Here is a 26,876-nt window from a genome sequence, read left to right on the forward strand (position 1 = left end):
TGGTCGGCGAGAGCAGCCCTCCCCTGACAGTGGTGGTGGAGGATCCTGCAGTAGTTCGTGGGGGGACATGCAACCTCCGATTAGGGCTCATTCCCCCTGGGGATACCCGTATCTCGCCGAATGTCGCCGATTGACGCCGACTGTCGCTGAGTGTGGCTCGCCATGAAAACTTTCTTCAGACCACGTTTTGGTTGAGCTTCAAGGGAGACTAACAGCAACTGGTTTCTGCCGCGTCGCCTCCGTCGTGTCCCGTCGAACCGATAGTGGTCCCTCGGCTCGGCACATGGTCCCCCAAATTCTCCAATGCAGATGGGTGTGTTCCTCTTAGCCACGTCGATTCGACTCTTCCGGATGTAGGTACTCGGATGTACTGAGCAGTGGTTCTGTGGCTTATAGGTCTAAATCCGGTGTGCGTGTTCAGCCGGTGTGGGTTCCGGCCCGCTGAAGCTTTTCCGCCTCAATCCCCGGTTCGTGAATTTCCGTCTCGAGGTTACCCACCCGACTCACGTTGGCATTTTTCCCACATGCTCCCGGGCGATACGCCCACCGAACCTATTCTGTCTTGGACTGGCCGGACTGTGGGCAGTGTCCTTCTGGGGGTGAATGCGACGAAATACTGGGTGGACGTCGAGTAACTGGTGCCCGACATTTTATGCAACCTTTTAGATCGGCCGTTTCTTGTTATTCGTCGCTGTTTGCGGACTAGCTTGTACAGCACATGAATATGTGCCGAGAACGGCGACCGTGGGACCTGATTGCCCGGGGGCCTGCAAACCCTTTGTTGTCCTGCGTTTGCTCGTCGACTGCACTCACATCTGTAAGCCGACTGCTGGGCTGGAACACGGCCGCCGGCCAACCGCCAAACGCTTACCTGTTTCACGTGAAACATCCACACACCTGCATTAACCCAGGTCACCGGATGCTGCGGAGTCGTATGAACAGAAGAAACAGAAGAAACGGAAGAAACAAACGTCGGCCACCAATCCGTCCTGAGGCTTTCGGCGACATCGGCGGTCAACTCGTTCAGCGCCATGAGACTGCATCAAAGGACGCTCCTGACCGAAACCAACACTGATTCGGATGCCGGATAAGACGGGGCGACCCTGCCGGACCCTCAGCGAAGCGCATCAGATACGGTCCGGAAGTTCTGCGGGTGGCCCAGCGGATCAACAGTAGTGCTCGAGGCCGCCGCGTTTATCACTGGTGCACTACCACTGGGGGGGGGAACCGGGACCAATCGAGGTACTCCGCTGAAATCGATCATGAGTTTCACATATTGGGTGAATCGTCATCCGGAACAGTGTTGCCACGGCTGAAGACCCGCCTAACCCCGAAGACGACTTATGGATCTGTGCGAATGCCGAATAGCCGCGGACACCCAGCAGTTGCAGCACTGCCGCTCGTGTTGGAGCAGTCTACGGGCGAATACCAACGACTGCGGCGATGATGCACATCCCGAGCGGTTACCTTGTCTTGTGCAAAATCCTTCGGCGACAGACCTTAGGGCGAGGAACAACTTACAAGCGTGTGCGGAGCGCAGACATACTAAATGTGCGCGATGCTCCGCCCTTCCCCAGTGGAAGCCTGGCTTCGGCACCGAGGATAAACACTCCGACAGAGAGGGCGGCAGCACACAAAAAGGACCGTCGCTTGGCGCGGATGTAATGGGTGAGGACCATTGATTGATGTACCTGTTATTTGCCGTGCCGTGCCGGAGGTACTGGGCACTATCCCGTCGCCGCTCCAGGACTGTTGGCGTATCCGCCGCTATTTCTTTGACACTAGTACGGCATGCTGCCCACCGCAGATCCGGTCACCGAAAGGAAATAAAACAGAAAGACCGGCCTCAGATGTTGAAAATCAACCCTGAGGCCGGTCTTAACCGGTTATGCGCCTCGGACAAGAGGCCTGGCAGTACTTACACGCCGGAAACCCGCTCCGCTGCAGGCTCTTCCATCGGATTGAATTTCAGCACATCATCCAAGGCGAGAGTACCCGTGGGCTGGTCCTCTTCTTCCAGCAGGTAAAGCCGCTGGATACCGATGACGATTGAGTCCGCCACGGTCTGCCGGAATACCGGATCCGCCAGACGCTCCGCATCCGAACGATTGCTGAGGTAGCCCAGGTCCAGGCCCACCGAGGGAATTCCAGACAGCTTCAGGGTGTCCCAGGTACGTCCGTGAACACCCAGATTTTCCATGCCTGTCCGCGCAGCAAGTTCCTTCATGAGCAGGATGGCTGTCCTGTGCCCGATGGGGGAGCGTGCTTCGCCTGTGCCCGGCAGACCCCAGTAGTACGCCGCGATGCCCGACGCTGCCTGCTGGTCCAGCCAGTCGCAGTGAAGGTCCAGGCTGAGGCTCGGAACGGTTTCACGGTCGCCGTCCACGGGGATGCTGGTGGATGAGCGGTTGACCACACCTGCGCCGAATTCACGCAGGATGCGCTCCACGCGCTGGCCAATGTCCGCGGCAACGAGGGCCTCGGTCAGGGGCTGGGAGGTGAGGCGTTCGACGGCGTGGGGAGAGGCAAGCTCCGAGCGTCCGGTGCTTAGGGCGATCAGCCGCCCGCGCAACGCTGCCGTGGAACGGTCCAGCCGTTCATAGTCCCGCAAGGCAAAAGCCTGGCTGGGAGTGATGGCGCGGTTAACGCGTGCCATGGCCCGCATGGTGTCCGCATCACAGACGCCGGTGCCCGGGATGCCAAGATTGTGCTGCAGCTCAGCGACGGCGTAGCGCGTACGAACATTGAATTCGCCGTCAATGTGGCCGTAGTAGAAGCCCAGGTGTGAGAGATGACGCTGCAGTTCGGCAACGTCGTCCCCGCGTGCCGGCGGTTCACCTTCGACGAGGGCGAGGGTGCGGTCCCCGAAACGGAATTGCGCCTCGGCCACGGCCCGCAGGGTATCCGGACCAGCAACGCCGTCGACAATGAGGCCGCGGCTCTGCTGGAAGGACCGGACAGCAGCGTCCACATGGTCGTCAAAAAGGGTGGGGTTGTTAACGGAGTCCGGAGCCAGGTAAGACATGGAGATGCCGGCGCGCAGCAGCGCTTCGCGAAGCGCTACCACACGCCGGCTGGCGTCCATTCTCCGCAAGGGTTCTCCTGCCGAGTGCATGGTGTTTGAGTCTTACTTCAGGAAGGCCGCAAATTCCTGTTCCAGGACCTGCTTGGGCTTGGCGCCGATAGACGTAGCGGCAACCTCACCGTCCTGGAAGACATATACGGCCGGAATGGAGGTGATGCCGTACTTGGCCGCGATGGCGGGGTTGTCATCCACGTTCACCTTGACGACATTGACCTTGTCCGCGTACTGAGCCGCGATATCGTCGAGGATCGGGGAGAGCATGCGGCAGGGGCCGCACCATTCTGCCCAGAAATCCACAATGACCGGCTTGTCAGCGGTGAGGACATCAGCCCCGAATGAGGCGTCGGTTACATCTTTTGCGTTGCTCATGTGTTGCTCCTAACAGTGTTTAAAACTTTAGAGTGAAGCGTTTTCGGACACGGCTTCCGCCGGCGGGGTGGGAACCTCCGCAGCGGTGGATACCGAGTCGCCCAGATCAGCCAGGTAGTGTTCGACGTCGACAGCTGCCACACAACCGGAGCCGGACGCAGTGATCGCCTGCCGGTAGGTGGGGTCAATAACGTCACCGGCGGCGAACACGCCGGGCAGCGACGTCTTGGACGTCCGGCCCGCGACGGCAATGGTGCCTTCGCTGGTCAGTTCCAGCTGTCCCTTGACCAGCTCAGTGCGGGGATCATTGCCGATGGCCACGAAGACGCCGGTGACGGCGAGGTCGGACTCGGAACCGTCCACGGTGTTGCGCAGCCGCAGGCCGGTGACCTTGTCCTCGCCGTGGATCCCGGCAACTTCCGAGTCCCAGACAAAACGGATCTTCTCGTGGGAGAGGGCGCGGTCCTGCATGATCTTGGAGGCACGCAGCGTGGAACGGCGGTGGACCACGGTCACGCTGGAGGCGAACTTGGTCAGGAACAGCGCTTCTTCCAGCGCGGAGTCCCCGCCGCCGATTACGGCGATGTCCTGGCCCTTGAAGAAGAAACCGTCGCAGGTGGCACACCAGCTGACGCCGCGGCCGGACAGGCGCTTCTCGTCCTCCAGGCCCAGCTCCCGGTATGCGGATCCGGTGGAGATGATGACGGCGCGCGCCAGGAAGGTCTCTCCGGTGCCGATGGTCACCTTCTTGATATCGCCGTCGAGCTCCAGGGAGGTGACGTCCTCAAACAGGATTTCGGTGCCGAAGCGGGCCGCCTGCTTTTCGAACTGGGCCATCAGATCCGGGCCCATGACTCCTTCAGGGAAGCCGGGGAAGTTCTCCACGTCGGTGGTGTTCATCAGCTCACCGCCGGCAGTGACCGAGCTTGCTATCAGCAGCGGGTTGAGGTTGGCGCGGGCCGTGTAAACGGCTGCGGTGTAACCGGACGGACCGGAACCGACAATGATGACGTCGCGCACGCCGTCGGCGGCTGCGGGGATTTCGATGCTCACGGTTAGGTGTTCCTCTTCCTGTTGAAACTCAAGTAATTCGGCGCGATCCGAACGAACCGCAGTGCCGTGTGCTTACTTCGGGATCAGTGGTCACAACCGTTTCAGGCTCCAGCTTATTCCGGCTGCACGTTCGGCACACGTCCGGGGACCGGGTCGGGGGTGTTCCCGGCCCGATCCCCAAAGGCTTGGGGGTTAGGAAACGGCGATTTCAGCGATGCGCAGGCCGTACGGGTAAGCAGCCTGCATCCCGCTCAGACGCGGCAGCTGGGTGAAGTTGACGATCACGTACTGTGCCGTGGCCGTTTCACCGTCGGTTTTGGGCACCTGAATGCTGGTGGTGGGGCCGGCGAAGCCGGTCTCAGCCACGGTGGTGGCACCTTCCAGGGTGGGGGCATCGTTGAGCAGCACGGAGAAGCTGCCGCCGGTGCCGTTGAGCTGGGTGATGTCGATCTTGTTGATCGCCGAGTTCTCCTCCAGCTCGACGACGAGCGCCAGGTTGGGGGCGTACCCGCCGAAGGTGTCATTGGCGTATTCGTAACTGGACCAGTAGGTGGCGTCATTGCCGTCCAGGATTTTGGGAAGTGCGCCGTCGTTTTCCGCATCAAGGGCGGGGTTGGCGGGCACCAGGCGGCTGACCCCGGCAGTCACGGGTGCCGGGGCGGCCACCTCGGCTTCCGGCGCCGGTGTCTCGGCCGGAGCAGCTTCCACGGGCGCCGTGGCGGAGGGGGTCGTACCCGAATCTGCCTGGGGGTCGTTCTTGATACCGCCCAGCGTGCCCACCGCGAGAACTACGGCAGCTATCAAAACCAGCGTCAGGACGGCCCCTACGAGCACCCGGCTGAAGGTTCGGTTACCGCGGCCTGAAGCTTCGTTGCCGTTCTCGTCATAGTCCTCGTCAAAGTCCCCGGTGTTGTCCCCGCCGGATCCGGCGCTTGCAGTGACAGCGGAGGCGGGGAAGGACGCCGCGCGGCGTGAATCGTCCCGTCCTGCCGCCTTGGTGGAGGCCTGCGGGACGTCGGCTTTCCCGGCGGCCGGATAGTCCTCTGAATAGTCGTTTTCAGTCCACCGTGAAACCTTCGGGTTCTGCCCGGTGGCCGGAGCGCTGCCCTCATCCGAAGCGGGAGCACCCGGGAGGGAACGCTTGGACGGCGGCGGCGGTATGGTTGCCGCTCCGGTGGCGGCTTCGGCCGGAGCATCAGCGGCGTCACCGAACTCCAGATCACGCTCAGCAGAGACCTCTTCGGCTCCCGCAAGGGCTGCCCCGGCGGGTGCACCGGCGGCAGCACCGCCCCGGCCGAACTTGGACAGTTTGGGCAGCGGGCGGCCGGAAAGCCGGGGCTTGCGGGGAGCGCGCTCCTGGGGCTCCTCCGCATACATATCTTCATCCTCGTTCTCCGGCTCCCGGGAACGGGGCATGCCAAAGATCTCGGATCCGAGAGTGTCGGTAAAGAAAGGCTCGACATACGGGGCGTCCCGTTCAATGACCAGATCCAGCAAATCCACGGCGTTGGCGTTGCTGGTGACCAGATAGGTGCGGCCGTCGCTTATGCCCAGGTCAAGGATCTGGACGTTGCTGTCCCGTTCGCCGGTGGCGACTTCACGGGCGCTGGCGCTGACCTGGGCGGTGTTTTCCGGCGCGGCAAGGAGGATGCTGACGGCACGGTTGAGCACCAGGTCCACGCCGTCGAGGACCAGGTCATTCTCCGCTGAGGCCAGCACCTGGGCGGTCACCTTGTAGCGGCCTCCGAGCGTTGAGCCTACGTCTACCGGCTGTGGCACGTGTTCCTCCCATGGAAACGGCAAAATTACTGCGTTCTGGTTACTGCGGACTGCCTTGCGCATGCTTGGTGACAGGACTGCATCACATTCTTAACCCATGCTACCCGCGGAAATTGGCAATACGTTTAGTAGGCACGCGGTGCCCGGCAGAGGTTTCCGGGGAGGTGAAAGGCGCGCCTAGCGGCGGACCTTCGCAAGGATGGGTTTGAGGAAGGCATCCAGTTCATTTACCTTGAGGGCGCGCAGCATGAGGAAATAGGACACCGCCATCAGGGCCCCGCAGACCAGGAGTGCCACCAGCGAACCGGTGAGGGAGGACCAGACGAATCCATCCGCTGAGTAGCCGCCAAGCGCTGCCAGCGCCACGGATCCGACGACGGCGCAGCCCAGGGCGGCAAGCGTCATCCGGACATGGACGTCGAAGATTTCGCCTGCACCGTAATGGCCCAGCTTCCGGGTCAGGAAAATGTGGCTGACGATCACTCCCGCCACGTTGCCCAGGGAATAGGCGATGGCCAGGCCGAAGACGATCCGGTTGGCGGGCAGTGCCGCGGCTCCCAGGGCCAGGGCGATGCCGAAAACGGACAGGATGATCTGCATGATCATCGGGGTTTTGCCGTCCTCATCCGCGTAAAAGGCACGGTTCATGAGGAACGTGGCGCTCAGGAAGGGTGCGCTGACCGCCAGAAGTACCAGGACCTGGCCCTGGACGGCGGCAGAGGCGTTGGAACCGCCGCTGAACCACATGCTGATGGGTCCGGCGAGCACCACCAGGACGGCGGAGCAGAATATGGTTGCCACGCCGATGGCGCGCAGGCCGGAGGAAATGGTCTCCCGGACCACGCTCAGGTTTCCCTCGGTGAAGGCGTGGGACATCTGGTTGAACAGCACCGTGGCCAGAGACAGCGTAATCACGGAGTGCGGAATCATGTAGAACATGGAGGCAGTTTCCAGGTTCAAGTGGCCCGCGATGATCTCCGGCGGATTCATTGCCTCGTATACCGGACGGGCACCGGAGGCGATGGTGGCCACCTTTGTGTAGACCAGGTAGGCGCCGTTGCCCACCAGCATCGTGATGATGGTCCACTTGGCGACTTTTCCGGTCTGCCGCAGGCCGATGCCCCGCAGCCGGAAGCTCAGCCGCAGGCCCAGTCCGAGTTTCCGCAGCGGAATGAGCAGCACCGCGGCCTGCAGCACAATGCCCAGGGTGGTGCTGCCGGCCAGCAGAACGGTTGCCGAGGTGGTCCAGTTGTCCGGCGTGAAGTTGTTGGTTTCCTGGCGTCCTATCAGGGCGATGAACAGCACCAGCCCCCCAATGGCCACCACGTTGTTGACCACGGGAGCCCACATATAGGCACCAAAACGGCCGTTGGCGTTGAGTGTCTGACCGATGACGGCGTAGGCGCCGTAGAAGAAGATCTGCGGAAACAGCCAGTAGGCAAAGGCGGTGGCCAGGGGGAGCTGGGACTCATTGAGCCCCGTCACCAGCCGAAGGATCCACGGTGCGGCGAGGGTTGCCCCCAAAGCCACGATGCCCAGTCCGACAAGACTCAGGGTCATGATGGCGGAAACATATTCGCGGCCGCGGTCGGGCCGTTTGCTGGCCTTGATGATCTGCGGGACCAGGACGGCATTGAACACGCCGCCGGCCAGCAGCAGGTAGATGAAGTTGGGCAGCACATTGGCAGAGCTGAAGATGTCCGTCACCAGGCCGGTGTTGCCGATGGCAACGGCCAGCAGTGCTGTCCGGACAAGGCCCAGTACGCGGGACAACAGGGTTCCAGCTGCCATGACGGCGCTGGAACGCGCGGTGCTGGGAGCGATTATCTTTTCGGCCATGGTGTCCCTATGTTCTCACTCCAACCGTGCGGCGCTTAAACCGGGGGCTCCGCAGGAGGGATCAGAGGTAGCGGGGAAGGATTTCCCGCGCGAGGTCGGCGATGCGCCGCTCGTTCGGGAAAGAGAGCCGCTTGCCGAGCTCCGCCAGCGGCACCCAGGCCACGTCCACGGCCTCATGGTCCGGGTCATTTTCAATCGTGAGGCGGCCGCCGGTGGCGGTGAGCAGGAAGTGGTGCACGGTTTTGTGCACGCGGTGACCGCTCACCGTGAACCAATAGTCGATACTGCCCAGCGCGGTCAGGATGCGGCCTTCGATGCCGGTCTCCTCGGCGATCTCCCGGACGGCAGCTTCGCGGCTGTCTTCGTCATTCTCCGGATGGCCCTTGGGCAGGCACCATTCCAGCCGTCCGCCGCGGTTGAGGCGGGCAATAATGGCCACGGGAAGTTGGGGGGAAGTGGAATCCACCACAATGCCTCCGGCGGAAACCTCTTCCACCGTGGGAAGGGAAGGCTGCACCGGATGCGCGCCGGCGCTGCCCATTGACGCCGTCAACGGGGTTCGCTTGGGTGCGCTCGGTACGGGATGGGCCATAGGACCACTCTAACGATCTTTGTCCGGGGATGATGACTGTGCAGGAGCACCCCGGAGCAGAAGCGGCAATGCCCGGCGTGTCCGGTTCCCGCGGGGCGTCCGCTGTGCGTCTTCCGGCCTTTTATCTGGCACGCTTAAAGCACTATGGCGCACCTTTTTGACAGCTCGGTCCTGAAAACTCCCCTTCCCTCCGTTGTCGGCGACCTGGGGGACTTGTTCCAAGCGGCGGGGTATGAACTCTCCCTTGTGGGCGGGCCTGTTCGGGACCTGTTCCTGGGACGCGTCTCCCCGGACCTTGATTTCACCACCAACGCCCGCCCGGACGACATCATCGGCATCATCCGCCGCTGGTGCGATACCTACTGGGAGATCGGCCGCGCCTTTGGAACCATCGGAATGCGCAAGGACGGTTTCCAGATAGAAATCACCACCTACCGGGCCGACGCCTATGATCCGGAGTCGCGGAAACCCGAGGTGGCGTTCGGAGACAAGCTCGAAGACGACCTGTTCCGCCGGGACTTCACCATGAATGCGATGGCCCTGCGCCTGCCGTCAATGGAGCTGGTGGATCCGTTCGGCGGAGCAAGGGATCTGCAGGCAGGGCTGGTGCGCACCCCCGGTGCCCCCTCGACGTCGTTCTCCGACGACCCGCTGCGCATGATGCGCGCGGCCCGTTTTGCCTCCCAGCTGGAAGTGAACGTGGCGCCGGAGGTTTTCGAGGCGATGAAGGACATGGCCGGGCGGATCACCATCATTTCCGCCGAACGCGTCCGCGATGAGCTGGTGAAACTGATCAAGGGCAAGGCTCCGTGGACCGGAATCGATCTGCTGGTGGAAAGCGGGCTGGCCGAACACGTCCTGCCGGAGGTGTCCGCCCTGAAACTGGAGATCGATGAGCACCACCGCCACAAGGATGTCTATCAGCACTCGCTGACGGTGCTGCGCCAGGCCTGCAGCCATGAGACGGACGCCGACGGCGCGGTCCCGGGACCCGATTTTGTGCTGCGGTTCGCGGCACTGATGCACGACGTCGGCAAGCCGGCCACGCGCCGCTTTGAGCCCAACGGCTCGGTGAGCTTCCTGCATCACGACGCCGTTGGCTCCAAGCTGACCGCCAAGCGGATGAAGGCGCTGCGCTTTGACAATGACACCATCAAGGCCGTGTCCCGGCTGGTGGAGCTGCACATGCGGTTCTACGGCTACGGCGACGCCGGCTGGACCGACTCCGCCGTCCGCCGTTACGTCAACGACGCCGGGCCCCTGCTGCAGCGCCTGCACCGGCTGACCCGTTCCGATGTCACCACCCGCAACCGGCGCAAGGCCGACCGCCTGGCTTTTGCGTATGACGACCTGGAGGCACGCATCACGGCGCTCGCGGAACAGGAGGAACTGGCTGCGATCCGCCCTGACCTGGACGGTGAACAGATCATGGCCCTGCTCGGCATCCGGCCGGGTCCCGTGGTGGGCCGCGCCTACCGGTTCCTGCTGGAAGAGCGGATGGAAAAGGGCCCTTCCACGGAGGCTGAGGCAGCCGAGACGCTCCGGACCTGGTGGGCCTCCCAGCCCGAGAACCCGGGCAGCTCCGGACCCGCAGCAGCGGATGAAAGCAACGCTGCCGACGCCTCCGTACAGGCCGCTGCAGACCGCTCCGGCAATGACTCCGAGGAGGGCACCGGCGGCGGCGGTGCCAAAATGGAGTAGGACGGATACCCGTCCGCTGTAGCGGAAGGAAGTAAATGAGCGACGCTGAGGACTTCGGTCCGGCGGTTCCGGATACGACCCCGGCAGGCACCCGCCTGCCGCGACTGTGGCTGCTGCGCCACGGTGAAACGGAGTGGTCCCGCGAGGGGAACTACACGGGTCTGACGGACATACCACTGACAGAAGCGGGCGAGGCACAGGCCGTCGCTGCGAAGGACAAGATCGGTCAGATTGATTTTGACCTGGTGCTCTCTTCCCCGCTGGCCCGGGCGCGGCGCACCGCGGAACTCGTGGGCTATCCGAACCCGCAGATCCTGCCCCACGCCCACGAGTGGGACTACGGAGACAACGAGGGACGCAAGAGCACGCAGGTCCGTGCGGAGAATCCCGGATATCTCATCTGGAAGGACGGCGTCCCCAACGGGGAAACTTTGGATCAGGTGGCAGAGCGTGCGGATCGCATCATCTCCCAGGTGCAGGCCGGCTGCGGCACACCGATGGACCGCACTCCGGACGCCCACCCCATGGAGAAGGTCCTGCTTGTGGCACACGGGCACTTCCTGCGGATTCTCGCAGCCCGCTGGCTTGGCCTTCCGGCCGACCACGGGCGGCATTTGGTGCTCGGCACAGCGGCGGTCTGCACCCTTGGCTGGGACAAGCACACCCCCGCAATAGTGCGCTGGAACTATTAATCTCCAAAAGAATGTAAAAAAGTTTCCGTAAATGCCTTGGCAGGAGACGGAAACGTGTTGTATGTTTTTTCTGCGGCCACCTTTCTTGCAGGTGGGACCGCATCCCGATTAACCAAGTTCCATCCGGTTTAGAGCATCCAGCATCTGGCCGGCCATCCGTAATTCCATGCACTCATGAAAGGGAGGTGGGGGTAATGATCATCCACAAATTCCTCACTGCAACGGTGGTTGCCTGCCCGCAGGCACGCACGTCCATCCCTTCTGCTGAGGGGCCGTTTGTCCGGCCTTTTGGAATGCGGGTGGCCGGCGCTGCTGACGGACTCACCGGCGCCTCGGGTTACGGATCCTCCTCGCGGCGAACCGGAACCCCCGGCTTTCTCGGGTAACCACTGTAGCCACGGCGCTGACCGCCTTGAATCAACCCTGGTACTCCCGCTGAACCCTCCTGAAAACCCCTCCTGAAGTCTCGCGGAACCGCCCGCCGGTTTCCTGACTTGGCTTTATGCCTGGCGGGGCATACCTTCCCGGCACGGACTCCCTGCCACCCGAGGGTGTTGTCGGGTTTGGGGTGACCGCAGTTGCAGGCAGCGGGTTCAGTTGCCGGAAGTGCTGTGTTGGTCGGCTATCGGGGATCCGCTGAGGCGCACCCCGCCGCGAGGCGACCCGGCTGCGTACCGGGGCCGTCCCTGACGTACATCAATTCATTCGAAGAATCATTGTCGAATAATTATTTGCGCAGGCACCGCCTACCCTCAAAGATCCCACGGTCTTTTTCCTATTCTTTATTGGTTCTTTTGTGCACCCTAAAAACGGGTGCGCCCTTTTCCGGAGATTACTCATGCCTAATTCCAGCCTGCCCTTTTCCGTTTCTGCCGAAATCCCCGCCCAGCCCGAAACCCCCGCCCAGCCCGAAACTGCCGTCCTGCCGCCGGCAGCGCGGGCTGATCACCCGCCGTCGGCTCCTGACCCGCAAACAGGCCCGCGGCACATCCGGAAGGAGGTGTTGACCATGTTCTTCCGCCTGCTGGCTTCGTTCGCCCGCTCCGAAGCCGTCCATCAGGCCCGCCTGGACGCGTACTGGAACGGACCGCAATGGCACCTGATGACGCACAGCACCTGGTCGGTGAAGTAGCAACCCGAACCGACGGGAACAAAACCGGTGGAGTCCGCGCTGTACACGGTGGACTCCACCGGTTTGTGCGGCCTGCCCGGTGGAATCACTGACAAACGGCTCCGGCTCGGGTGTGAGCGGTGTGACCGGAACCGGTCGGAAACCATGCTCCCGGCCGCGGCGTTATAAAGTCAGTAGGGGACATCGGACAGCGGCCGGCCAGGAAGGGAGTGCTGTTGCTTCAGGTAAAGCGTGTCGCCATGCTCTCCTTGCATACGTCACCCTTGGAGCAGCCGGGCTCCGGCGATGCCGGCGGAATGAACGTTTACGTCCGCTCGGTGGCTGTTGAGCTGGCCAAATGCGGCGTCGGAGTGGAGATTTTCACCCGCGCCTCCGATCCGCATCACCCCCCGTCAGTGGAACTGGCTCCCGGTGTGACGGTCCATCATGTTACTGCCGGACCGCGCCGAAAGATTGCCAAGGAGGCCCTCCCCGGCCTCGAGGCTGCTTTGGCCGCCGGCGTGGCTGACCTGCAGCCCTACCGTGCCCCGCGGCGCTTTGACGTCATCCATTCGCATTACTGGGTCTCCGGTACCGCCGGGCTGTCTGTTGCCCGTACCTGGGACCTTCCGCTGGTGCACACCATGCACACCATGGCCCGAGTGAAGAACCTCCGGCTGCAGGCCGGGGAAAAGCCGGAACCGCAGGTGCGGATTGACGGTGAGCAGGACATCGTGGACGGCGCTACCCGCCTGATCGCGAACACCAGCACCGAAGCTGCCGAGCTGGAATCACTCTACGGAGCCAACCCCCGCGAAGTGGACGTGGTGGCACCGGGTGTAGACCTGAACATTTTCTCCCGCCGAAACTCCGATGCTTCGCGCGCCGCCCTGAACATCCCGCCCAACGCGTTCCACGTAGTCTTTGCGGGGCGCATCCAGCGGATGAAGGGTCCCCAGGTGCTGGTGCGGGCCGCCGCGGAGCTCCACGCCCGCCGTCCGGACATTCCGCTGCACGTCACCATCCTGGGAGCCGGCAGCGGGTCCGAGGTGCTGGACCTGCAGCCGCTGATCGATTCGCTCGGACTCCACGCGCAGGTCTCGCTGCGTCCGCCCGTAGGCGCGGCCGCGCTCGCCGGTTGGTTCCGGGCCGCCGACGTCGTTGCGGTGCCTTCCTTCAGCGAATCCTTTGGGTTGGTGGCCCTCGAGGCGCAGGCCTGCGGCACACCTGTATTAGCTGCCAACGTGGGCGGTCTCCCCAAGGCAGTGGGGCACGGCCGCACCGGGCTGCTGGTGGACGGGCATGACAGCCTCCGCTGGTCCGCTGAGCTGGAACGGCTGTACGACGACGCCGGGTTCCGGCGGGCGCTGGGCCTCGGCGCCGCCGTGCATGCGTCGGCTTTTGGATGGAACCGCACGGCCATGCTCACCGCGCAGAGTTACCTGCAGGCCGCCGAGCAGTTCTCGGCGCATTCGGTCCGCTGATAGTTTGGGCATACGTCACGACTGCCGGTGAAAACCACCGGCAGGAACCGGAAGGACCGCAACGATGCGCGCTGCCGCTGACATGTCCAGTGATTTGGAAATCTCCCGCCGGGCGGTGATGAAGCCCATCACCGAAATTGCCCGCGCTGCCGGGATCCCCGAAGACGCCCTTGAACTCTACGGGCGGTATAAGGCAAAGGTGGATCCGCTGCTGGTTCCGCCGCGGAAAACCCGGGGCAAAGTGGTGCTGGTTACCGCCATGAGCCCCACTCCCGCGGGCGAAGGAAAATCCACCGTGACCGTGGGCCTGGGCGATGCGTTGGCCAAAGCCGGGGCGAACACCGTCATAGCGCTGCGGGAACCCTCACTGGGCCCGGTTCTGGGCATGAAGGGCGGAGCCACGGGCGGAGGCTATTCCCAGGTGGTGCCGATGGAGGACATCAACCTGCACTTCACCGGCGATTTCCACGCCATCACCACAGCCAACAATGCCCTGACGGCCCTGTTGGACAACCATATTTATCAGGGCAACGAATTGGGGATTGATCCCCGCCGCATCACGTTCCGCCGGGTCATGGATATGAACGACCGCTCGCTGCGCGACATCGTGATTGGATTGGGCGGCCCGACCCAGGGCACGCCCCGCCAGGACGGCTTCGACATCACCGTGGCCTCGGAAATCATGGCGGTGTTCTGCCTCGCCCGCGACCTCACGGATCTTAAGGAGCGGCTGGCCCGCATCACCGTTGGCTACACGTACGACCGCCGGCCGGTGACGGTGCGGGACCTCGGGGTGGAGGGCGCCCTGACGCTGCTGCTCAAGGACGCCGTCAAGCCCAACCTCGTCCAAACCCTGGCCGGGACACCGGCACTGGTCCACGGCGGTCCGTTCGCCAATATTGCCCACGGCTGCAACTCGGTGATTGCCACCGAACTGGCCCGCACGGTGGGGGACATCGTGGTCACCGAGGCCGGTTTCGGTGCGGATCTGGGTGCTGAAAAGTACATGGACATCACCTCGCGGGCCGCGGACGTGGCCCCGGACGCCGTCGTCGTGGTGGCCACAATCCGTGCCCTGAAGATGCACGGCGGCGTGCCGAAGGACCGGCTGGGCGAGCCGGACCCGGCTGCCCTGGAGGCCGGAACCGCGAACCTGCGCCGGCACCTGGGAAATATCGCAAAATTCGGACTGAGCCCGGTGGTGGCCGTGAACACCTTCACCACGGATACGCCGGAGGAAGTGGACTGGCTGCTGCAGTGGTGCGCCAATGAGGGCGTGGCGGCCGCCGCTGCGGACGTCTGGGCGCAGGGCGGTGGCGGAAACGGCGGCGATGAGCTGGGTGCCAAAGTGCTGGCCGCGCTGGAGAAACCGACGGATTTCCGTTTCCTCTACCCGGCTGAGATGCCCGTCGAAGAGAAAATCCGCACCGTGGTCCGGGAAATTTACGGAGCCGACGACGTCGAATTCGCCCTGCCGGCGCTGCGCCGCCTGGAGGAGATCAGGGCCGGGGGCTGGGATTCCCTGCCGGTGTGCATGGCCAAGACCCAGTACTCGTTCTCCGACAACGCCGCGCTGCTCGGGGCGCCGACCGGTTTCACGGTGCACGTCCGGGATCTGATCCTGAAGACCGGCGCCGGATTTGTGGTGGCACTGACCGGGGCCGTGATGACCATGCCGGGGCTGCCCAAGGTGCCGGCCGCAATGCGCATGGACGTCGCCGCCGACGGGACGCCAACGGGTCTGTCCTAGCCCCTCATACCGTCCTTCATACCGCGAGATGGCAAAAGGTGTCCCTCCCGGCCTCGGGAGGGACACCTTCTGCCATCTCGCGGGGGGGCAGGGGGAGAGCTTAGCGCTCAACCTCGCCGCGGATGAACTGCTCCACTTTTTCCTTGGCAAGGTCATCGTTGTACTGCTCCGGCGGGGACTTCATGAAGTAGCTCGACGCCGAGAGGATGGGTCCGCCCACACCGCGGTCCAGGGCAATCTTGGCGGCCCGGATCGCGTCGATGATCACACCGGCGGAGTTGGGGGAGTCCCACACCTCCAGCTTGTACTCCAGGGACACCGGGGCATCGCCGAAGTTGCGGCCCTCAAGCCGCACGAAGGCCCACTTGCGGTCATCGAGCCAGGCCACGTAGTCGGAGGGACCGATGTGGACGTCGTCGGCCTTCAGATCCGCTGACGTGTTGGAGGTGACCGCCTGCGTCTTGGAGATCTTCTTTGATTCCAGGCGCTCGCGCTCAAGCATGTTCTTGAAGTCCATGTTGCCGCCGACATTGAGCTGGTACGTGCGGTCCAGGATGACGCCGCGGTCCTCGAACAGTTTGGCCATCACGCGGTGCGTGATGGTGGCGCCGATCTGGCTCTTGATGTCGTCGCCGACAATGGGAACGCCGGCCGCGGTGAACTTGTCCGCCCACTCCTTGGTGCCGGCAATGAACACCGGAAGGGCGTTCACAAAGGCGACGCCGGCGTCGATGGCGCACTGGGCATAGAACTTGGCGGCCTGCTCCGAGCCGACCGGCAGGTAGCAGACCATGACGTCAACGGCGTTGTCCCGAAGGGCGGCAACAATGTCCACTGCCTCGGCGTCGGACTCCACGATGGTTTCGCGGTAATACTTGCCCAGGCCGTCCAGGGTGTGGCCGCGCTGCACGGTGATGCCGGTCTGCGGGACGTCGGCAATCTTGATGGTGTTGTTCTCGCTGGCACCGATGGCGTCCGCCAGGTCCAGGCCCACCTTTTTGCTGTCGACGTCGAAGGCGGCCACAAACTGCACATCGTTGACGTGGTACGGCCCGAACTTCACGTGCATCAGCCCGGGAACGGTCAGGTCAGGATCTGCGTCGCGGTAGTACTGCACGCCTTGGACTAGGGACGCCGCACAGTTGCCGACACCAACGATTGCGACCCGAATGGGGTTCATTGCCACAGTTCTCCTTTGAAGAAAAGTAATTCAGTGCCGCACCGGATGCGGCAAAGACGGGCCCAGTCTACGGCCTCAACCCGAGTGCTGAGTGTGCGCCGTCACAGCAGCAGCTGAGCGGGAATGACCTGTATCCGGTCTTCGAAGCCCGCCGTGCCGGCGGTCATACTGGTAACCATGGAGCCCAAGCCCCGACGTCAGCCGCTGCGGATAGTGGTGCCCAGCCGCAACGATCCACTCCTGAGGAACCTCACCGAAGCCGTCGGGGGACCGCTGGGACGGTACACCGCGCCCGGAATCGTGACGCCCGGGTTCTTCACCGTGGAACGGGTCCTGATCCTGCTGACCACCGCCGCCGCACTGCTGGCCGTGCTGATCAAGACTCCCTGCCGCGTTGGCGGCTGGACCTCCCCGGATCACTTCTACCAGGCCTGCTATTCGGACTGGCCGGTCCTGTTTGATTCCCGCGGCCTGGCCGCGGGAATCTTTCCCTTCCTGACCCCGGGATCCAGTTTTGAGTACCCGGTGCTGCTGGGCCTGCTGGCCGGGGCCACAGCCCTGCTGGTGCCGGGCGGCGCATCTGCGGACCGGGCCCTGGCCTATTTCGACATCAATGCGGTGCTGGCAGTCCTGGCCTGGGCCGCCACGGTCACGGCCACCATGCGGATGGCCAACCGCCGGCCCTGGGACGCAGCCATGGTTGCCCTGGCACCGGCCATGGTCCTTTCGGTCTTCATCAACTGGGACATATGGGCGGTGCTCCTGGCCGCCCTGGGCATGCTGGCCTTTGCCCGCAACCGTCCGGTGCTCGCGGGCGTGCTTCTGGGACTGGGCACCGCGCTCAAGCTGTACCCGGTCCTGATTTTGGGTGCCATCCTGGTCCTTGGCCTGCGGACCCTGCGGCTGCGCCCGGTGGTCCAGACAGCGGGAGCGGCCGCGGCCGCGTGGCTCGCGGTGAACGTGCCGTTCATGGTTTCCGACTTCACCGGCTGGAAGTACTTCCTCACCTACACCGGCGAACGTCCGGCCGGATACTCCTCGGTGTGGTTTGCCTGGAACCTGCTCGCCGGGAGCTGGGGACAGGCGGAAGCGGATCCGCGGTTCATCAATTTCTGGGCGTACGTCCTGTTCGCCGCTGCCTGCGCCGGCATTGCCCTGCTGGGGCTTGCCGCACCGCGCCGCCCCCGGCTGGCGCAGCTGGCCTTCCTGATCGTGGCGGCCTTTATCCTGACCAACAAGGTGTACTCCCCGCAATTTGTGCTGTGGCTGATCCCGCTGGCGGCGCTCGCACGGCCGCGGTGGCGGGATTTCCTGATCTGGCAGTTCTTTGAAGTGCTGCACTGGTGGGCAATCTGGATGTATCTGGGTGCCGTCACTTCCGGCGGACCCGAACGCAGCAACATTGATGCGGCCTACTATGTGTGGGCAGTGGCCGGGCACTGGCTTGCCACTGCCTGGCTGATGGTGTGGGTGGTCCGCGATATCCTCGATCCGGCAGATGATCCGGTGCGCCGGCTCGACGTCGATGATCCCCAGGGCGGTCCCTTCGACCACGCGCCGGACCGGTTCCGGCTGGGCCGCAAAGCCCGACAACCGGCGGCTATCCGGACCCCGGCAGAGGAAGCAGGAACCCCGTGACGGATGTGTCAGTAGTAGGCGCCGGCCCCAACGGACTGGCGGCCGCCGTGATCATGGCCCGCGCCGGATTGTCGGTGCGGGTGTTTGAAGCGGGAGCCACCGCGGGCGGCGGCAGCCGGACGAAGGAACTTCTGGAACCCGGCCACCGCTACGACGTCTGCTCCGCCGTGCATCCCATGGCCCTGGCTTCGCCGTTCTTCCGCCGCTTTGACCTGGCCGGCCGGATTCGGCTCACCGTGCCGGAGATCTCCTACGCGCATCCGCTGGACGGCGGCGATGCCGGCCTGGCGTATCGGGACCTGGAGCGCACCGTGGCGGGTCTTGGCGCGGACGGCCCGGCGTTCCGTTCCCTGATGCAGCCGCTGGTGCAGCGCAGCGAGGACATCACGGAATTCCTTATGTCCCCGCTGTTCCGCGGCTACCGCAAACCCGCAGCCGCGCTGGCCTTCGGGCGTGCCGCCCTGGACCAGGGCACCGTGCTGTGGAACCGGCGGTTCTCCACGGACAAGGCACCCGCGCTGCTCACTGGTGTGGCGGCCCACCCGGTGGGCCGCATGCCGTCGCTCCCCTCCGCCGGCGGCGGCCTGCTCCTGTCGCTGCTGGCCCACACGGTGGGCTGGCCCGTGCCCGACGGCGGTTCGCAGGCCATCGCCGACGCCATGGTCCAGGACCTGCAGGCGCACGGGGGAGAGGTGGTCACCGGCCACCGGGTGTCCTCCCTGGACGAGGTCAGCAGCTCCAGGACGGTGCTGCTCGATGTTTCTCCGAAGACCCTGCTGGAACTTGCCGGACCGCGGCTGCCTGGCCGCTACGCACGCTCCCTGGAACGGTTCCGCTACGGAAACGCAGCCTGCAAGGTGGATTTCATCCTCTCGGGGCCCGTTCCCTGGGCAAACGATGAGGTGCACCGCTCAGGAACCGTCCACCTGGGGGGACGGCGTGCCGAACTGGCTGAAGCCGAAGCGCGGGTGGCGGCCGGACGGCATCCTGCAAAGCCCTATGTTCTCCTGTCCCAGCCCAGCAGCTTTGATTCCTCCCGCGCCCCGGCCGGCCGGCACATCCTGTGGACCTACTGCCACGTTCCCGCCGGTTCCACCGTGGACATGACCGAAGCCGTCACCGCACAGATCGAACGCTTCGCGCCCGGCTTCCGCGACGTCGTCGTCCGCTCGCAGGCCACAACGGCGGCGGATCTGGAGCGGTACAACGAAAACTATGTGGGCGGTGACTTTGGCGGCGGCGCCGTCAACCTGTGGCAGATGGCGGCCCGGCCTGTTCTCGCCCTGAACCCGTGGCAAACCCCGCTGCCGGGGGTCTACCTGTGCTCGGCATCCACGCCGCCGGGACCCGGTGTCCACGGGATGGGCGGATTCCATGCCGCGGAGCTGGCTTTGCGGCGGGAGCACGGACTTCCGCTGCCGGACCTGGGGACCGGAAACTAGCCCCCGGGGGAGCAGTCCGGCGGGAGGGCGGCGCCGTAAGCTTGTATGTTTGAATCCGGCGCAACGCCGCTCACGCTTTGCAGGGGGAATGGAATGCATAACCAGGACGGCGGGATGCCGGGAAACCCCGACACCCTTGTTCCGCCCGTCGGGTCCGGACGCCGGGACCCGCAGTGGTGGCTGGCGGTGCGGGCGGCACTCATTGCGTATTCCCTGACCCTGGGAGCCGCGCTCGTCACCATGGCGCTGCTGGTCCTTGGATTCTTCCTGGGCGGCACCGGTGCCCTGGACGCCATGACTGATTCCGCCTCCAACGTGGGTGCCCGGCTTGACGGTCCCTCGGCGCTGCTGATCTATCCGTTTTTCCTGGCGTCAATGGCGCTGGGCGGCACAACGGTCCTGACGGTCTCCTCAGCCGTGTACTCGGCTGCCGGCCCGCTGGTGAGTGTCTGGACCGGTGCGCTGCCGCTGCTGCTGACAGGGGTTGCGGTGCTCACACTGTGGCGCCAGGGCCGGCGTGCCGAGCGCAGGCAGCCACTTGAATCCGATGGCACGCGGTGGCTGTACGCGGGGGTGACCGGTCTGGTGCTGGCCGCCTTCTCCGTGACATTGAGCCTGCTGTTTTCCCAGCGTTCGGAAACCGACATTGGTGCCGTGTTCCTGACCGCGGCCTCGCCGAGCCTCGTGGCCGGGGCGGTGCTGCTGGGAACCGGTGCCAGCTGGGCGGGACGCAAAAAAGAGTCCGGCACACCGCTGCAGTGGTTCATCCGGGCGGAGCGCGCCCTGCCGGAACTCCGCGCGGCCCTTCGCCTGGCCGGCGGCCATTACCTGTTCTACACAGCAGCGGCCGGAGCGATCCTGCTGACCACCGCCCTGATTCGCGGCGGAGTGGCAGTGACCTTCGCCGCTCCGCTGTGGCTGCCGACGGCGTCGGCCTGGGCGTACGCGGCCGGCCACCTGTCCACCGTGGCTAACCGGGATCTGCCCGGAGACGGGCAGATCCCGGCCTCCGTAGCTGATCTGCCGGTCTGGGCCAGTGCAGCAGCCGGAGTTCTGGGAGTGCTGCTGGCAGCGGCGGCAGCACTGGCCTGGTACCTGGCCCAGCAAGCCTCCCCGGCCCGCCGCACCTCGTGGCTGAGCCTGCCGGTGGCCTTCGGCCTCGTCGGCGCCGCCGTCGCCCTGCTGAGCCTCGTGGCCGCGGGCCGGGCCGGAACCGGCGGCAGCGACGGTCTTGGTCCGGGAATCGGAACCCTGGGACCGGCATGGTGGACGTTCCTGGTGCTGGCCGCCTGGGGAGCAGTGATCGAGCTGGGCGCCCGGATCCTGGCGCCGCAGGTGGCACATCTGGTGCCGCAGCGGATCAGTAACTTCCTCACCGGCAACACTCCGAAGTAGGGGTACTGCGGGCGGCGGGAGCCCGGCTCCCCTTGCGCCCGGAGCTCCGGCATGGCGAACTGGAAGCAGGAGGTGTGCTGATGACCGAGCACCTGAACAACCACCACAGGGACACGCTGGAGCAGATCCTGCGTCATCCCACCAGCTCCAACATTGAGTGGAAGAGGGTGGTGTCCCTGCTGGAAGCAGTGGCCGACACCACGCGCGAGCACAACGGCAAGTACGAGGTGACCATTGCGGGGCAGACGGATTATTTGGAGCCGCCCCGGGGCAAGGACATCGACGAGCAGACCGTCGTGGACCTGCGGAAGATCCTGACCCGGGCCGGCTACACGCTGGATACCAAATAGCCCAGCCGCCGTTCCGGGCAGCTGGGCGGCGGGCTCTATTCGACCGTGAGTTCACCCATGCGGGACCAGTCTTCGCCGTCGATGACCGTGTTGATGATCTTCGGAGTTTCCACCAGTGCCTGAACCATGTCCTTCATGGCCTGCTGGAAGTGGTCGCTGCCCACATGGGCCTCTGCGGCGTCGTCCTGGAAGGCCTCAACCAGGACAAATTCGTTGGGGTTTTCCAGGCTGCGGGACCAGTCGAACCACAGGTTGCCGGGCTCTGCGCGCGTGGCTGCAGTGAAATCGGCGGTCAGTTCCGGCCAGCGCTCCACCCATTCGGGCTTGACGTTGAACTTGACGGTAATGAAGATCATTTTCGCTCCTTAGCGGCGTGTTTCCGGCTGACGTCCCGGGCGGGGACGCGCGGCCTTCATCGTAGGCACGTCAATGCGGCGGCTGTCCATCCCGGCGGATGGGAGGATGGATGCGTGGCACACCTCGACGTATCCAACATTGACTATTTCCTGTCCGACGGCCGGCAGCTGCTCAACGGCGTCAGCTTCAAGGTGGGGGACGGGCACAAGACCGCCCTGATCGGCCCCAACGGCACCGGAAAGACCACGCTGCTGCGCATCATTGCCGAGGACATCAAGGCCGATGAGGGCACGGTGTCCAAATCCGGGTCCATGGGGATCATGCGCCAGTTTGTGGGCCAGGTCCGCGATGACAGCACGGTCCGGGACCTGCTGGTTTCCGCCGCCCCGCCCGCGCTCGCCGCCGCTGCGAAGGCCGTGGATGACGCCGAGCTGGCCATGATGGAGCACGACGACGAACCCACCCAGATGCGTTACGCCACGGCGATTGCGGACTGGGGAGATGCCGGCGGCTACGAGCAGGAAACCGTCTGGGACGAGGTCACCATGGCGGCCCTGGGCATGCCCTTTGACCGTGCCCAGTACCGCAAGGCCTCCACCCTCTCCGGCGGCGAGCAGAAACGCCTGGTCCTGGAAGCCCTGTTCTCCGGCCCCGATGAACTGCTGCTGCTGGACGAACCGGACAACTACCTGGATGTTCCCGGCAAGCGCTGGCTTGAAGCCAAACTGGCCGAGTCCAGGAAGTCCGTCCTGTTCGTCAGCCACGACCGTGAGCTGCTCGACAACGCCGCCACCCGCATCGTCACCCTGGAACCGGGCATCAACGGCGCTTCCGCCTGGATCCACGGCGGCAGCTTCAGCAGCTACGTCACGGCACGCGAGGACCGCAATGCCCGGTTCGAGGAACTGCGCCGGCGCTGGGACGAGGAGCACCTGAAGCTCAAGGAACTCGTCAACATGTACAAGAACAAGGCGGCGTTCCGTTCCGACATGGCCAACCGCTACCAGGCCGCGCAGACGCGGCTGGCCAAGTTCCTCGAAGCCGGACCGCCCGAGGCGCTGCCCATAGAGCAGAACGTCAAGATGCGGCTGCGCGGCGGCCGCACCGCCAAGCGTGCCGTGGTTGCCCAGAAACTGGAGCTGACGGGGCTGATGAAGCCGTTCAGCACCGAAATCTGGTTTGGCGACCGGGTGGGCGTGCTGGGCTCCAACGGCTCCGGAAAATCCCACTTCCTGCGCCTGCTGGCCCTGGGCGGCACCGATCCTGACCGGGAACATGAGCCGGTCTCCGAGGTGGAGATTGCTCCGGTTCCGCATGAGGGCTCCGTCAAACTTGGTGCCCGCATCCGGCCGGGATTCTTCGCCCAGACCATGATGCGCCCGGACCTGCTCGGCAAAACCCTGCTGGACATCCTGCACCGCGGTGACGAGCACCGCTCCGGACTGGGCCGTGAAGCCGCCGCCGGAGCACTGGACCGCTACGGCCTGGCCGCGTCCTCCGAGCAAAAGTACGACTCACTCTCCGGCGGGCAGCAGGCCCGGCTGCAGATCCTCCTGCTGGAACTCTCCGGCGCCACGCTGCTGCTGCTGGATGAACCGACCGACAACCTGGACCTGCACTCAGCCGAAGCACTGGAAAAGGCGATCGACGCCTTTGAAGGCACCGTCCTGGCCGTCACCCATGACCGCTGGTTTGCCCGCAGCTTTGACCGGTTCCTGGTGTTCGGCTCCGACGGCTTGGTCTACGAATCCGAGACCCCGGTCTGGGACGAAAAACGAGTGGTCCGCGCGCGGTAGGGGACAATATTGCCGTGACCGAAAAGAACCCCACTGACACTGCCCGAAAAGACACCGTCCTCAACAAGGCACTCATTGCCGTTTTCGTAGTGTTCGGCCTCAACGGCCTGGTCTTCGCCAGCTGGGCGGCCCGTATCCCGGCCGCCGCCCAGGACCTCGGCATCGGTGCCGCGGGCGTTGGCCTGCTGCTGCTGTTCTCCGCCGTCGGCTCGGTGCTCGCGCTGCCGCTGGCCGGCTCGGTGGCCCAGCGGATCGGCACCGCCGGCACCGTGCGCGCCGGCGGAATTACGACGTCGGCCGCGTCCCTGATCATCGCCGCCGGCCTGTACACCGGCTCCATTCCGCTGACCGCCGCCGGCCTGCTGATCTTCGGTGTGGGGATCGCCGGCTGGGACGTTGCCATGAACCTTGAAGGTGCGGACGTGGAACGGCAGCTGGGGCGCACCATCATGCCCAAATTCCACGGCGCCTTCTCCGGGGGTTCCTTTGTGGGCGCCCTGATCGGCGCCGGCCTGTCCGCCCTGGGCGTCTCCCTGTCCCTGCATCTGCTGGCCATCCTGACCGTGGTCTGCGTTGCGGTGCTGATTGTGCCGCGCAACTTCCTGCAGGTTTCCCACGCTGAGCACGGCACGGACTCCACCGGCGCGCGGGTGGCGCCGTCCCGCTTCGGCGCCTGGAAAGAGGGACGCACGCTGCTGATCGGCGTCGTCGTCCTGGGCGCCGCCCTGACCGAGGGGGCCGCCAACGACTGGGTTGCCAAGGCGACGGTTGACGGACTGGGAACCAGCGAGTCCACCGGCGCCGTGATGTTCGCTGTTTTTGTTGCCGCGATGACCCTCACCCGCTGGTTCGGCGCCCGGCTGATCGACCGGATGGGCCGCGTGCCGGCGCTGCGGATGTGCATGGGCGCGTCCCTGGTGGGTCTGCTGCTCTTTGTCCTGGCGCCCAACCTCGCGCTGGCCGCCCTTGGCGCAGTGCTGTGGGGCATCGGTGCGGCGCTGGGTTTCCCGATGGGCATGTCCGCCGCCGGAGAGAACCCGGCACACGCCGCAGCCCGGGTCTCCGTCGTGTCCACCATCGGCTACTCGGCCTTCTTCATCGGGCCTCCCGTGCTCGGCTTTCTCGGCGAACACTGGGGGATCCGCAACTCGCTGCTGGTAGTGGGCGCAGCCATGCTGCTCTCCATCATCTTTGCCCCCGCCGCCGCAGAACAAAAGGAATCTTCGGACGCACGGTCCTGATTCGGGGCCGTGACACAGGGCCGCCCTGATTCGGGGGCGGCGAACCTCCGCCCCGAAACCAGCGGACCAAATCTGTCCGCAATGGGGCTTCCGGAGGCGGGCTGCAGGGTCTAACTTCGGACGATGTCCACTTCCCCCAACCCTTCATCGGGGCTGCCCGGCCCCGCCCCCGGCCTGATTCAGGCAGAGGGAGTCAGCAAGGTCTACAACTCCAAATCCGGTCCGGTCCGGGCCCTGGACGGCCTGGACATCTCCGTTCCGGAAGGCATGGTCATGGCGCTGCTGGGACCCAACGGCGCCGGGAAAACCACCGCCGTCAAGGTCCTCACCACACTCATCAGGCCCGATGCCGGCACCCTCACGATCGACGGCATCAACGTGCTAACCGCTCCCAAGGATGTCCGCCGGATTATCGGCGTTTCCGGCCAGTACGCCGCGGTGGATGAAAACCTCACCGGCCAGGAAAACCTGCGGATGGTGGGCCGCCTCTACCACCTGCCGGGCCGGCAGGCACGCGTGCGGGCCGCGGAGCTGATCGACATGTTTGAGCTCACCGATGCGGGAAACCGCCCCGTCAAAGGCTATTCCGGCGGCATGCGCCGGCGGCTGGATCTGGCCGGCGCCCTCGTCAACAGTCCCCGCGTCCTGTTTCTGGACGAGCCCACCACGGGCCTGGATCCGCGCAGCCGCCTGGCCCTGTGGGGGGTCATCAAGGATCTGGTGGCTGCCGGCACCACGCTGCTGCTGACCACCCAGTATCTGGAGGAAGCAGACCAGCTTGCGGACACCGTAGCCGTCATTGACCATGGTGCGGTTATTGCCGAGGGCACCTCAGACCAGCTGAAGTCCCGGATTGGCGGCCACAGTGTTGCGGTGGCGCTGATCGACGGGAACGACGCCGAGACCGCACGCGGCATCCTGACCCGGCACGGCTCGGGGCCGCCCCATACCGCCGATGACGGCCGCAGCCTGGAAGTAGCGGTGCAGAACGGCCCGGCGTCCCTGCAGCTGATCCTCGCGGACCTGCAGACAGAGCATATTGACCTGCATGACGCGGGCATCCGCCGGCCCACCCTTGATGATGTGTTCCTGCAGCTGACCGGCCGTCCCACCGAGGAGGAAGCTGAGTCCCAGGACGCCCGGAGCACGGAAGGAGCCCGCCGATGAGCGCCGCTGCAGTAAGTATTCCGGCCGGCCGCGGCACCTCAACCACGGCCAACTGGGCAGCCGACGGCTGGACCGTCACCAAACGCAACCTGATCAAGATCAAACGCTCGCCGGACATGATCGTCTTCGCGGTGCTGCAGCCCATCATGTTCGTGCTGCTGTTCAGCCAGGTCTACGGCGGGTCGATCAGCGTGGCCGGCACCGACTACACCCAATACCTGATGGCCGGCATTTTCGCCCAGACGGTGGTCTTCGGATCCACGTTTTCCGGGGCCGCCATGGCGCAGGACCTGAAGGAAGGAATCATCGACAGATTCCGCACCCTGCCCATGAGCCCCTCCGCGGTGCTGATCGGGAGGACCAATTCAGATCTCGCCCTCAACGGCATCTCCATGCTGATCATGATGGGAACCGGGCTGCTGGTGGGCTGGCGGGTCACCACCAACTTTGCCTCCTTTGCGGCAGCCGTTGGACTGCTGCTGCTCTTCTCCTACGCCTTCAGCTGGGTGATGGCCCTGCTGGGCATGAGCGTGCGGACGCCGGAAACGATCAACAACGCATCCTTCATCATCCTGTTCCCCATCACCTTCATCTCCAACGCGTTTGTGCAGAGTTCCACGCTTCCGGGGCCGCTGCGCGTCTTCGCGGAATGGAACCCGGTGTCCGCCCTGGTGCAGGCAGTGCGGGAACTATTCGGCAACCTGGGCACCACGCCCGTGCCCGACACCTGGCCCATGCAGCACGCCATTGCTACGGTGCTGATCGGATCTGCGGTGATGCTGCTGGTCTTTGTTCCCCTTGCCGTGCGGAAGTTCGCGTCGGTGAGCTCCAGGTAGGTCCGTCCGTTCCCTGTGA

22 protein-coding genes are annotated in these 26,876 nt (G+C 64.8%); 14 read left to right on the forward strand and 8 right to left on the reverse strand.

Annotated features, from left to right (window positions below):
* Positions 1-1,918: 1,918 nt before the first annotated feature.
* From AC4D2W_RS15440 to AC4D2W_RS15465, 6 genes are all read right to left on the reverse strand, one after another.
* On the reverse strand, positions 1,919-3,085 hold the full coding sequence (locus AC4D2W_RS15440; RefSeq protein WP_490927796.1) for a peptidoglycan-binding protein: 1,167 nt from the start codon (positions 3,083-3,085) through the stop codon (positions 1,919-1,921).
* A gap of 42 nt (positions 3,086-3,127) precedes the next feature.
* Positions 3,128-3,454: a thioredoxin gene (gene trxA / locus AC4D2W_RS15445; RefSeq protein ID WP_400930196.1), complete on the reverse strand. Its 327-nt coding sequence runs from the start codon at positions 3,452-3,454 to the stop codon at positions 3,128-3,130.
* 27 nt (positions 3,455-3,481) lie between these two features.
* Entirely contained in the window at positions 3,482-4,501 is a 1,020-nt protein-coding gene (gene trxB, locus AC4D2W_RS15450; protein WP_490927881.1) for a thioredoxin-disulfide reductase, read from the reverse strand.
* 198 nt (positions 4,502-4,699) lie between these two features.
* Positions 4,700-6,286 (reverse strand): ABC transporter substrate-binding protein, encoded by a 1,587-nt coding sequence (locus tag AC4D2W_RS15455; RefSeq protein WP_490927797.1) that lies wholly within the window; start codon positions 6,284-6,286, stop codon positions 4,700-4,702.
* A gap of 177 nt (positions 6,287-6,463) precedes the next feature.
* Positions 6,464-8,125 (reverse strand): murein biosynthesis integral membrane protein MurJ, encoded by a 1,662-nt coding sequence (murJ, locus tag AC4D2W_RS15460; protein WP_490927798.1) that lies wholly within the window; start codon positions 8,123-8,125, stop codon positions 6,464-6,466.
* Between the two features lie 61 nt (positions 8,126-8,186).
* Positions 8,187-8,717: an NUDIX hydrolase gene (locus tag AC4D2W_RS15465; protein ID WP_490927799.1), complete on the reverse strand. Its 531-nt coding sequence runs from the start codon at positions 8,715-8,717 to the stop codon at positions 8,187-8,189.
* Positions 8,718-8,861: 144 nt separating this feature from the next.
* On the opposite strand from AC4D2W_RS15465, the gene AC4D2W_RS15470 reads away from it, so the two are divergent.
* The 6 genes from AC4D2W_RS15470 to AC4D2W_RS15495 all read left to right on the forward strand — a co-directional run bounded on the left by AC4D2W_RS15470 (position 8,862) and on the right by AC4D2W_RS15495 (position 15,455).
* The gene (locus AC4D2W_RS15470; protein ID WP_490927800.1) at positions 8,862-10,418 is read left to right on the forward strand and encodes a CCA tRNA nucleotidyltransferase; all 1,557 of its coding nucleotides are present in this window, start codon (positions 8,862-8,864) and stop codon (positions 10,416-10,418) included.
* 35 nt (positions 10,419-10,453) lie between these two features.
* Positions 10,454-11,110, forward strand: a complete 657-nt coding sequence (locus tag AC4D2W_RS15475) for a histidine phosphatase family protein (protein WP_490927801.1) — start codon at positions 10,454-10,456, stop codon at positions 11,108-11,110.
* Between the two features lie 194 nt (positions 11,111-11,304).
* Positions 11,305-11,496 carry a hypothetical protein gene (locus AC4D2W_RS15480; RefSeq protein WP_490927802.1) on the forward strand — a complete coding sequence of 64 codons (192 nt, stop codon included), beginning with the start codon at positions 11,305-11,307 and terminating at the stop codon, positions 11,494-11,496.
* Positions 11,497-11,948: 452 nt separating this feature from the next.
* On the forward strand, positions 11,949-12,242 hold the full coding sequence (locus AC4D2W_RS15485) for a hypothetical protein (RefSeq protein ID WP_490927803.1): 294 nt from the start codon (positions 11,949-11,951) through the stop codon (positions 12,240-12,242).
* 215 nt (positions 12,243-12,457) lie between these two features.
* Positions 12,458-13,705 carry a D-inositol-3-phosphate glycosyltransferase gene (gene mshA / locus AC4D2W_RS15490; RefSeq protein WP_490927882.1) on the forward strand — a complete coding sequence of 416 codons (1,248 nt, stop codon included), beginning with the start codon at positions 12,458-12,460 and terminating at the stop codon, positions 13,703-13,705.
* A gap of 64 nt (positions 13,706-13,769) precedes the next feature.
* Positions 13,770-15,455: a formate--tetrahydrofolate ligase gene (locus AC4D2W_RS15495; RefSeq protein ID WP_490927804.1), complete on the forward strand. Its 1,686-nt coding sequence runs from the start codon at positions 13,770-13,772 to the stop codon at positions 15,453-15,455.
* Positions 15,456-15,555: 100 nt separating this feature from the next.
* Here the strand turns inward: AC4D2W_RS15495 and AC4D2W_RS15500 are convergent, their stop codons facing one another.
* Positions 15,556-16,641 carry an inositol-3-phosphate synthase gene (locus AC4D2W_RS15500; protein ID WP_490927805.1) on the reverse strand — a complete coding sequence of 362 codons (1,086 nt, stop codon included), beginning with the start codon at positions 16,639-16,641 and terminating at the stop codon, positions 15,556-15,558.
* A 171-nt stretch (positions 16,642-16,812) separates the two neighbouring features.
* Between AC4D2W_RS15500 and AC4D2W_RS15505 the strand changes: the two genes are divergently transcribed.
* From AC4D2W_RS15505 to AC4D2W_RS15520, 4 genes are all read left to right on the forward strand, one after another.
* Positions 16,813-18,273 carry a glycosyltransferase family 87 protein gene (locus AC4D2W_RS15505; protein WP_490927806.1) on the forward strand — a complete coding sequence of 487 codons (1,461 nt, stop codon included), beginning with the start codon at positions 16,813-16,815 and terminating at the stop codon, positions 18,271-18,273.
* Positions 18,270-19,715 carry a phytoene desaturase family protein gene (locus AC4D2W_RS15510; protein ID WP_490927807.1) on the forward strand — a complete coding sequence of 482 codons (1,446 nt, stop codon included), beginning with the start codon at positions 18,270-18,272 and terminating at the stop codon, positions 19,713-19,715. Before AC4D2W_RS15505 ends, AC4D2W_RS15510 begins: the two co-directional genes overlap by 4 nt.
* A 93-nt stretch (positions 19,716-19,808) precedes the next feature.
* Positions 19,809-21,110: a hypothetical protein gene (locus AC4D2W_RS15515; RefSeq protein ID WP_490927808.1), complete on the forward strand. Its 1,302-nt coding sequence runs from the start codon at positions 19,809-19,811 to the stop codon at positions 21,108-21,110.
* Positions 21,111-21,190: 80 nt separating this feature from the next.
* The gene (locus tag AC4D2W_RS15520; RefSeq protein ID WP_490927809.1) at positions 21,191-21,460 is read left to right on the forward strand and encodes a hypothetical protein; all 270 of its coding nucleotides are present in this window, start codon (positions 21,191-21,193) and stop codon (positions 21,458-21,460) included.
* A 35-nt stretch (positions 21,461-21,495) separates the two neighbouring features.
* On the opposite strand, the gene AC4D2W_RS15525 is transcribed toward AC4D2W_RS15520, so the two are convergent.
* Complete coding sequence (locus AC4D2W_RS15525; RefSeq protein ID WP_490927810.1) at positions 21,496-21,816, reverse strand: putative quinol monooxygenase; 321 nt, start codon at positions 21,814-21,816, stop codon at positions 21,496-21,498.
* A 114-nt stretch (positions 21,817-21,930) separates the two neighbouring features.
* Here AC4D2W_RS15525 and AC4D2W_RS15530 point away from each other — a divergent pair, with 114 nt between their 5' ends.
* From AC4D2W_RS15530 to AC4D2W_RS15545, 4 genes are all read left to right on the forward strand, one after another.
* Positions 21,931-23,613 (forward strand): ABC-F family ATP-binding cassette domain-containing protein, encoded by a 1,683-nt coding sequence (locus tag AC4D2W_RS15530; RefSeq protein ID WP_490927811.1) that lies wholly within the window; start codon positions 21,931-21,933, stop codon positions 23,611-23,613.
* Positions 23,614-23,627: 14 nt separating this feature from the next.
* The gene (locus AC4D2W_RS15535) at positions 23,628-24,854 is read left to right on the forward strand and encodes an MFS transporter (RefSeq protein ID WP_490927812.1); all 1,227 of its coding nucleotides are present in this window, start codon (positions 23,628-23,630) and stop codon (positions 24,852-24,854) included.
* 123 nt (positions 24,855-24,977) lie between these two features.
* Complete coding sequence (locus AC4D2W_RS15540) at positions 24,978-26,021, forward strand: ATP-binding cassette domain-containing protein (protein ID WP_490927813.1); 1,044 nt, start codon at positions 24,978-24,980, stop codon at positions 26,019-26,021.
* Entirely contained in the window at positions 26,018-26,857 is an 840-nt protein-coding gene (locus tag AC4D2W_RS15545) for an ABC transporter permease (protein WP_490927814.1), read from the forward strand. The genes AC4D2W_RS15540 and AC4D2W_RS15545 overlap by 4 nt, the downstream gene beginning before the upstream one ends.
* Positions 26,858-26,876 lie beyond the last annotated feature (19 nt).

The organism is Arthrobacter sp. TJ-58 (assembly GCF_058269295.1).

Coding starts and splice junctions, on each gene's coding strand:
- AC4D2W_RS15440 (WP_490927796.1), bottom strand. CDS start 3,085: ATGGACGCCAGCCGGCGTGTGGTAGCGCTTCGCGAAGCGCTGCTGCGC.
- trxA (WP_400930196.1), bottom strand. CDS start 3,454: ATGAGCAACGCAAAAGATGTAACCGACGCCTCATTCGGGGCTGATGTC.
- murJ (WP_490927798.1), bottom strand. CDS start 8,125: ATGGCCGAAAAGATAATCGCTCCCAGCACCGCGCGTTCCAGCGCCGTC.
- AC4D2W_RS15465 (WP_490927799.1), bottom strand. CDS start 8,717: ATGGCCCATCCCGTACCGAGCGCACCCAAGCGAACCCCGTTGACGGCG.
- AC4D2W_RS15470 (WP_490927800.1), top strand. CDS start 8,862: ATGGCGCACCTTTTTGACAGCTCGGTCCTGAAAACTCCCCTTCCCTCC.
- AC4D2W_RS15475 (WP_490927801.1), top strand. CDS start 10,454: ATGAGCGACGCTGAGGACTTCGGTCCGGCGGTTCCGGATACGACCCCG.
- AC4D2W_RS15480 (WP_490927802.1), top strand. CDS start 11,305: ATGATCATCCACAAATTCCTCACTGCAACGGTGGTTGCCTGCCCGCAG.
- AC4D2W_RS15485 (WP_490927803.1), top strand. CDS start 11,949: ATGCCTAATTCCAGCCTGCCCTTTTCCGTTTCTGCCGAAATCCCCGCC.
- AC4D2W_RS15495 (WP_490927804.1), top strand. CDS start 13,770: ATGCGCGCTGCCGCTGACATGTCCAGTGATTTGGAAATCTCCCGCCGG.
- AC4D2W_RS15505 (WP_490927806.1), top strand. CDS start 16,813: ATGGAGCCCAAGCCCCGACGTCAGCCGCTGCGGATAGTGGTGCCCAGC.
- AC4D2W_RS15515 (WP_490927808.1), top strand. CDS start 19,809: ATGCATAACCAGGACGGCGGGATGCCGGGAAACCCCGACACCCTTGTT.
- AC4D2W_RS15520 (WP_490927809.1), top strand. CDS start 21,191: ATGACCGAGCACCTGAACAACCACCACAGGGACACGCTGGAGCAGATC.
- AC4D2W_RS15525 (WP_490927810.1), bottom strand. CDS start 21,816: ATGATCTTCATTACCGTCAAGTTCAACGTCAAGCCCGAATGGGTGGAG.
- AC4D2W_RS15540 (WP_490927813.1), top strand. CDS start 24,978: ATGTCCACTTCCCCCAACCCTTCATCGGGGCTGCCCGGCCCCGCCCCC.
- AC4D2W_RS15545 (WP_490927814.1), top strand. CDS start 26,018: ATGAGCGCCGCTGCAGTAAGTATTCCGGCCGGCCGCGGCACCTCAACC.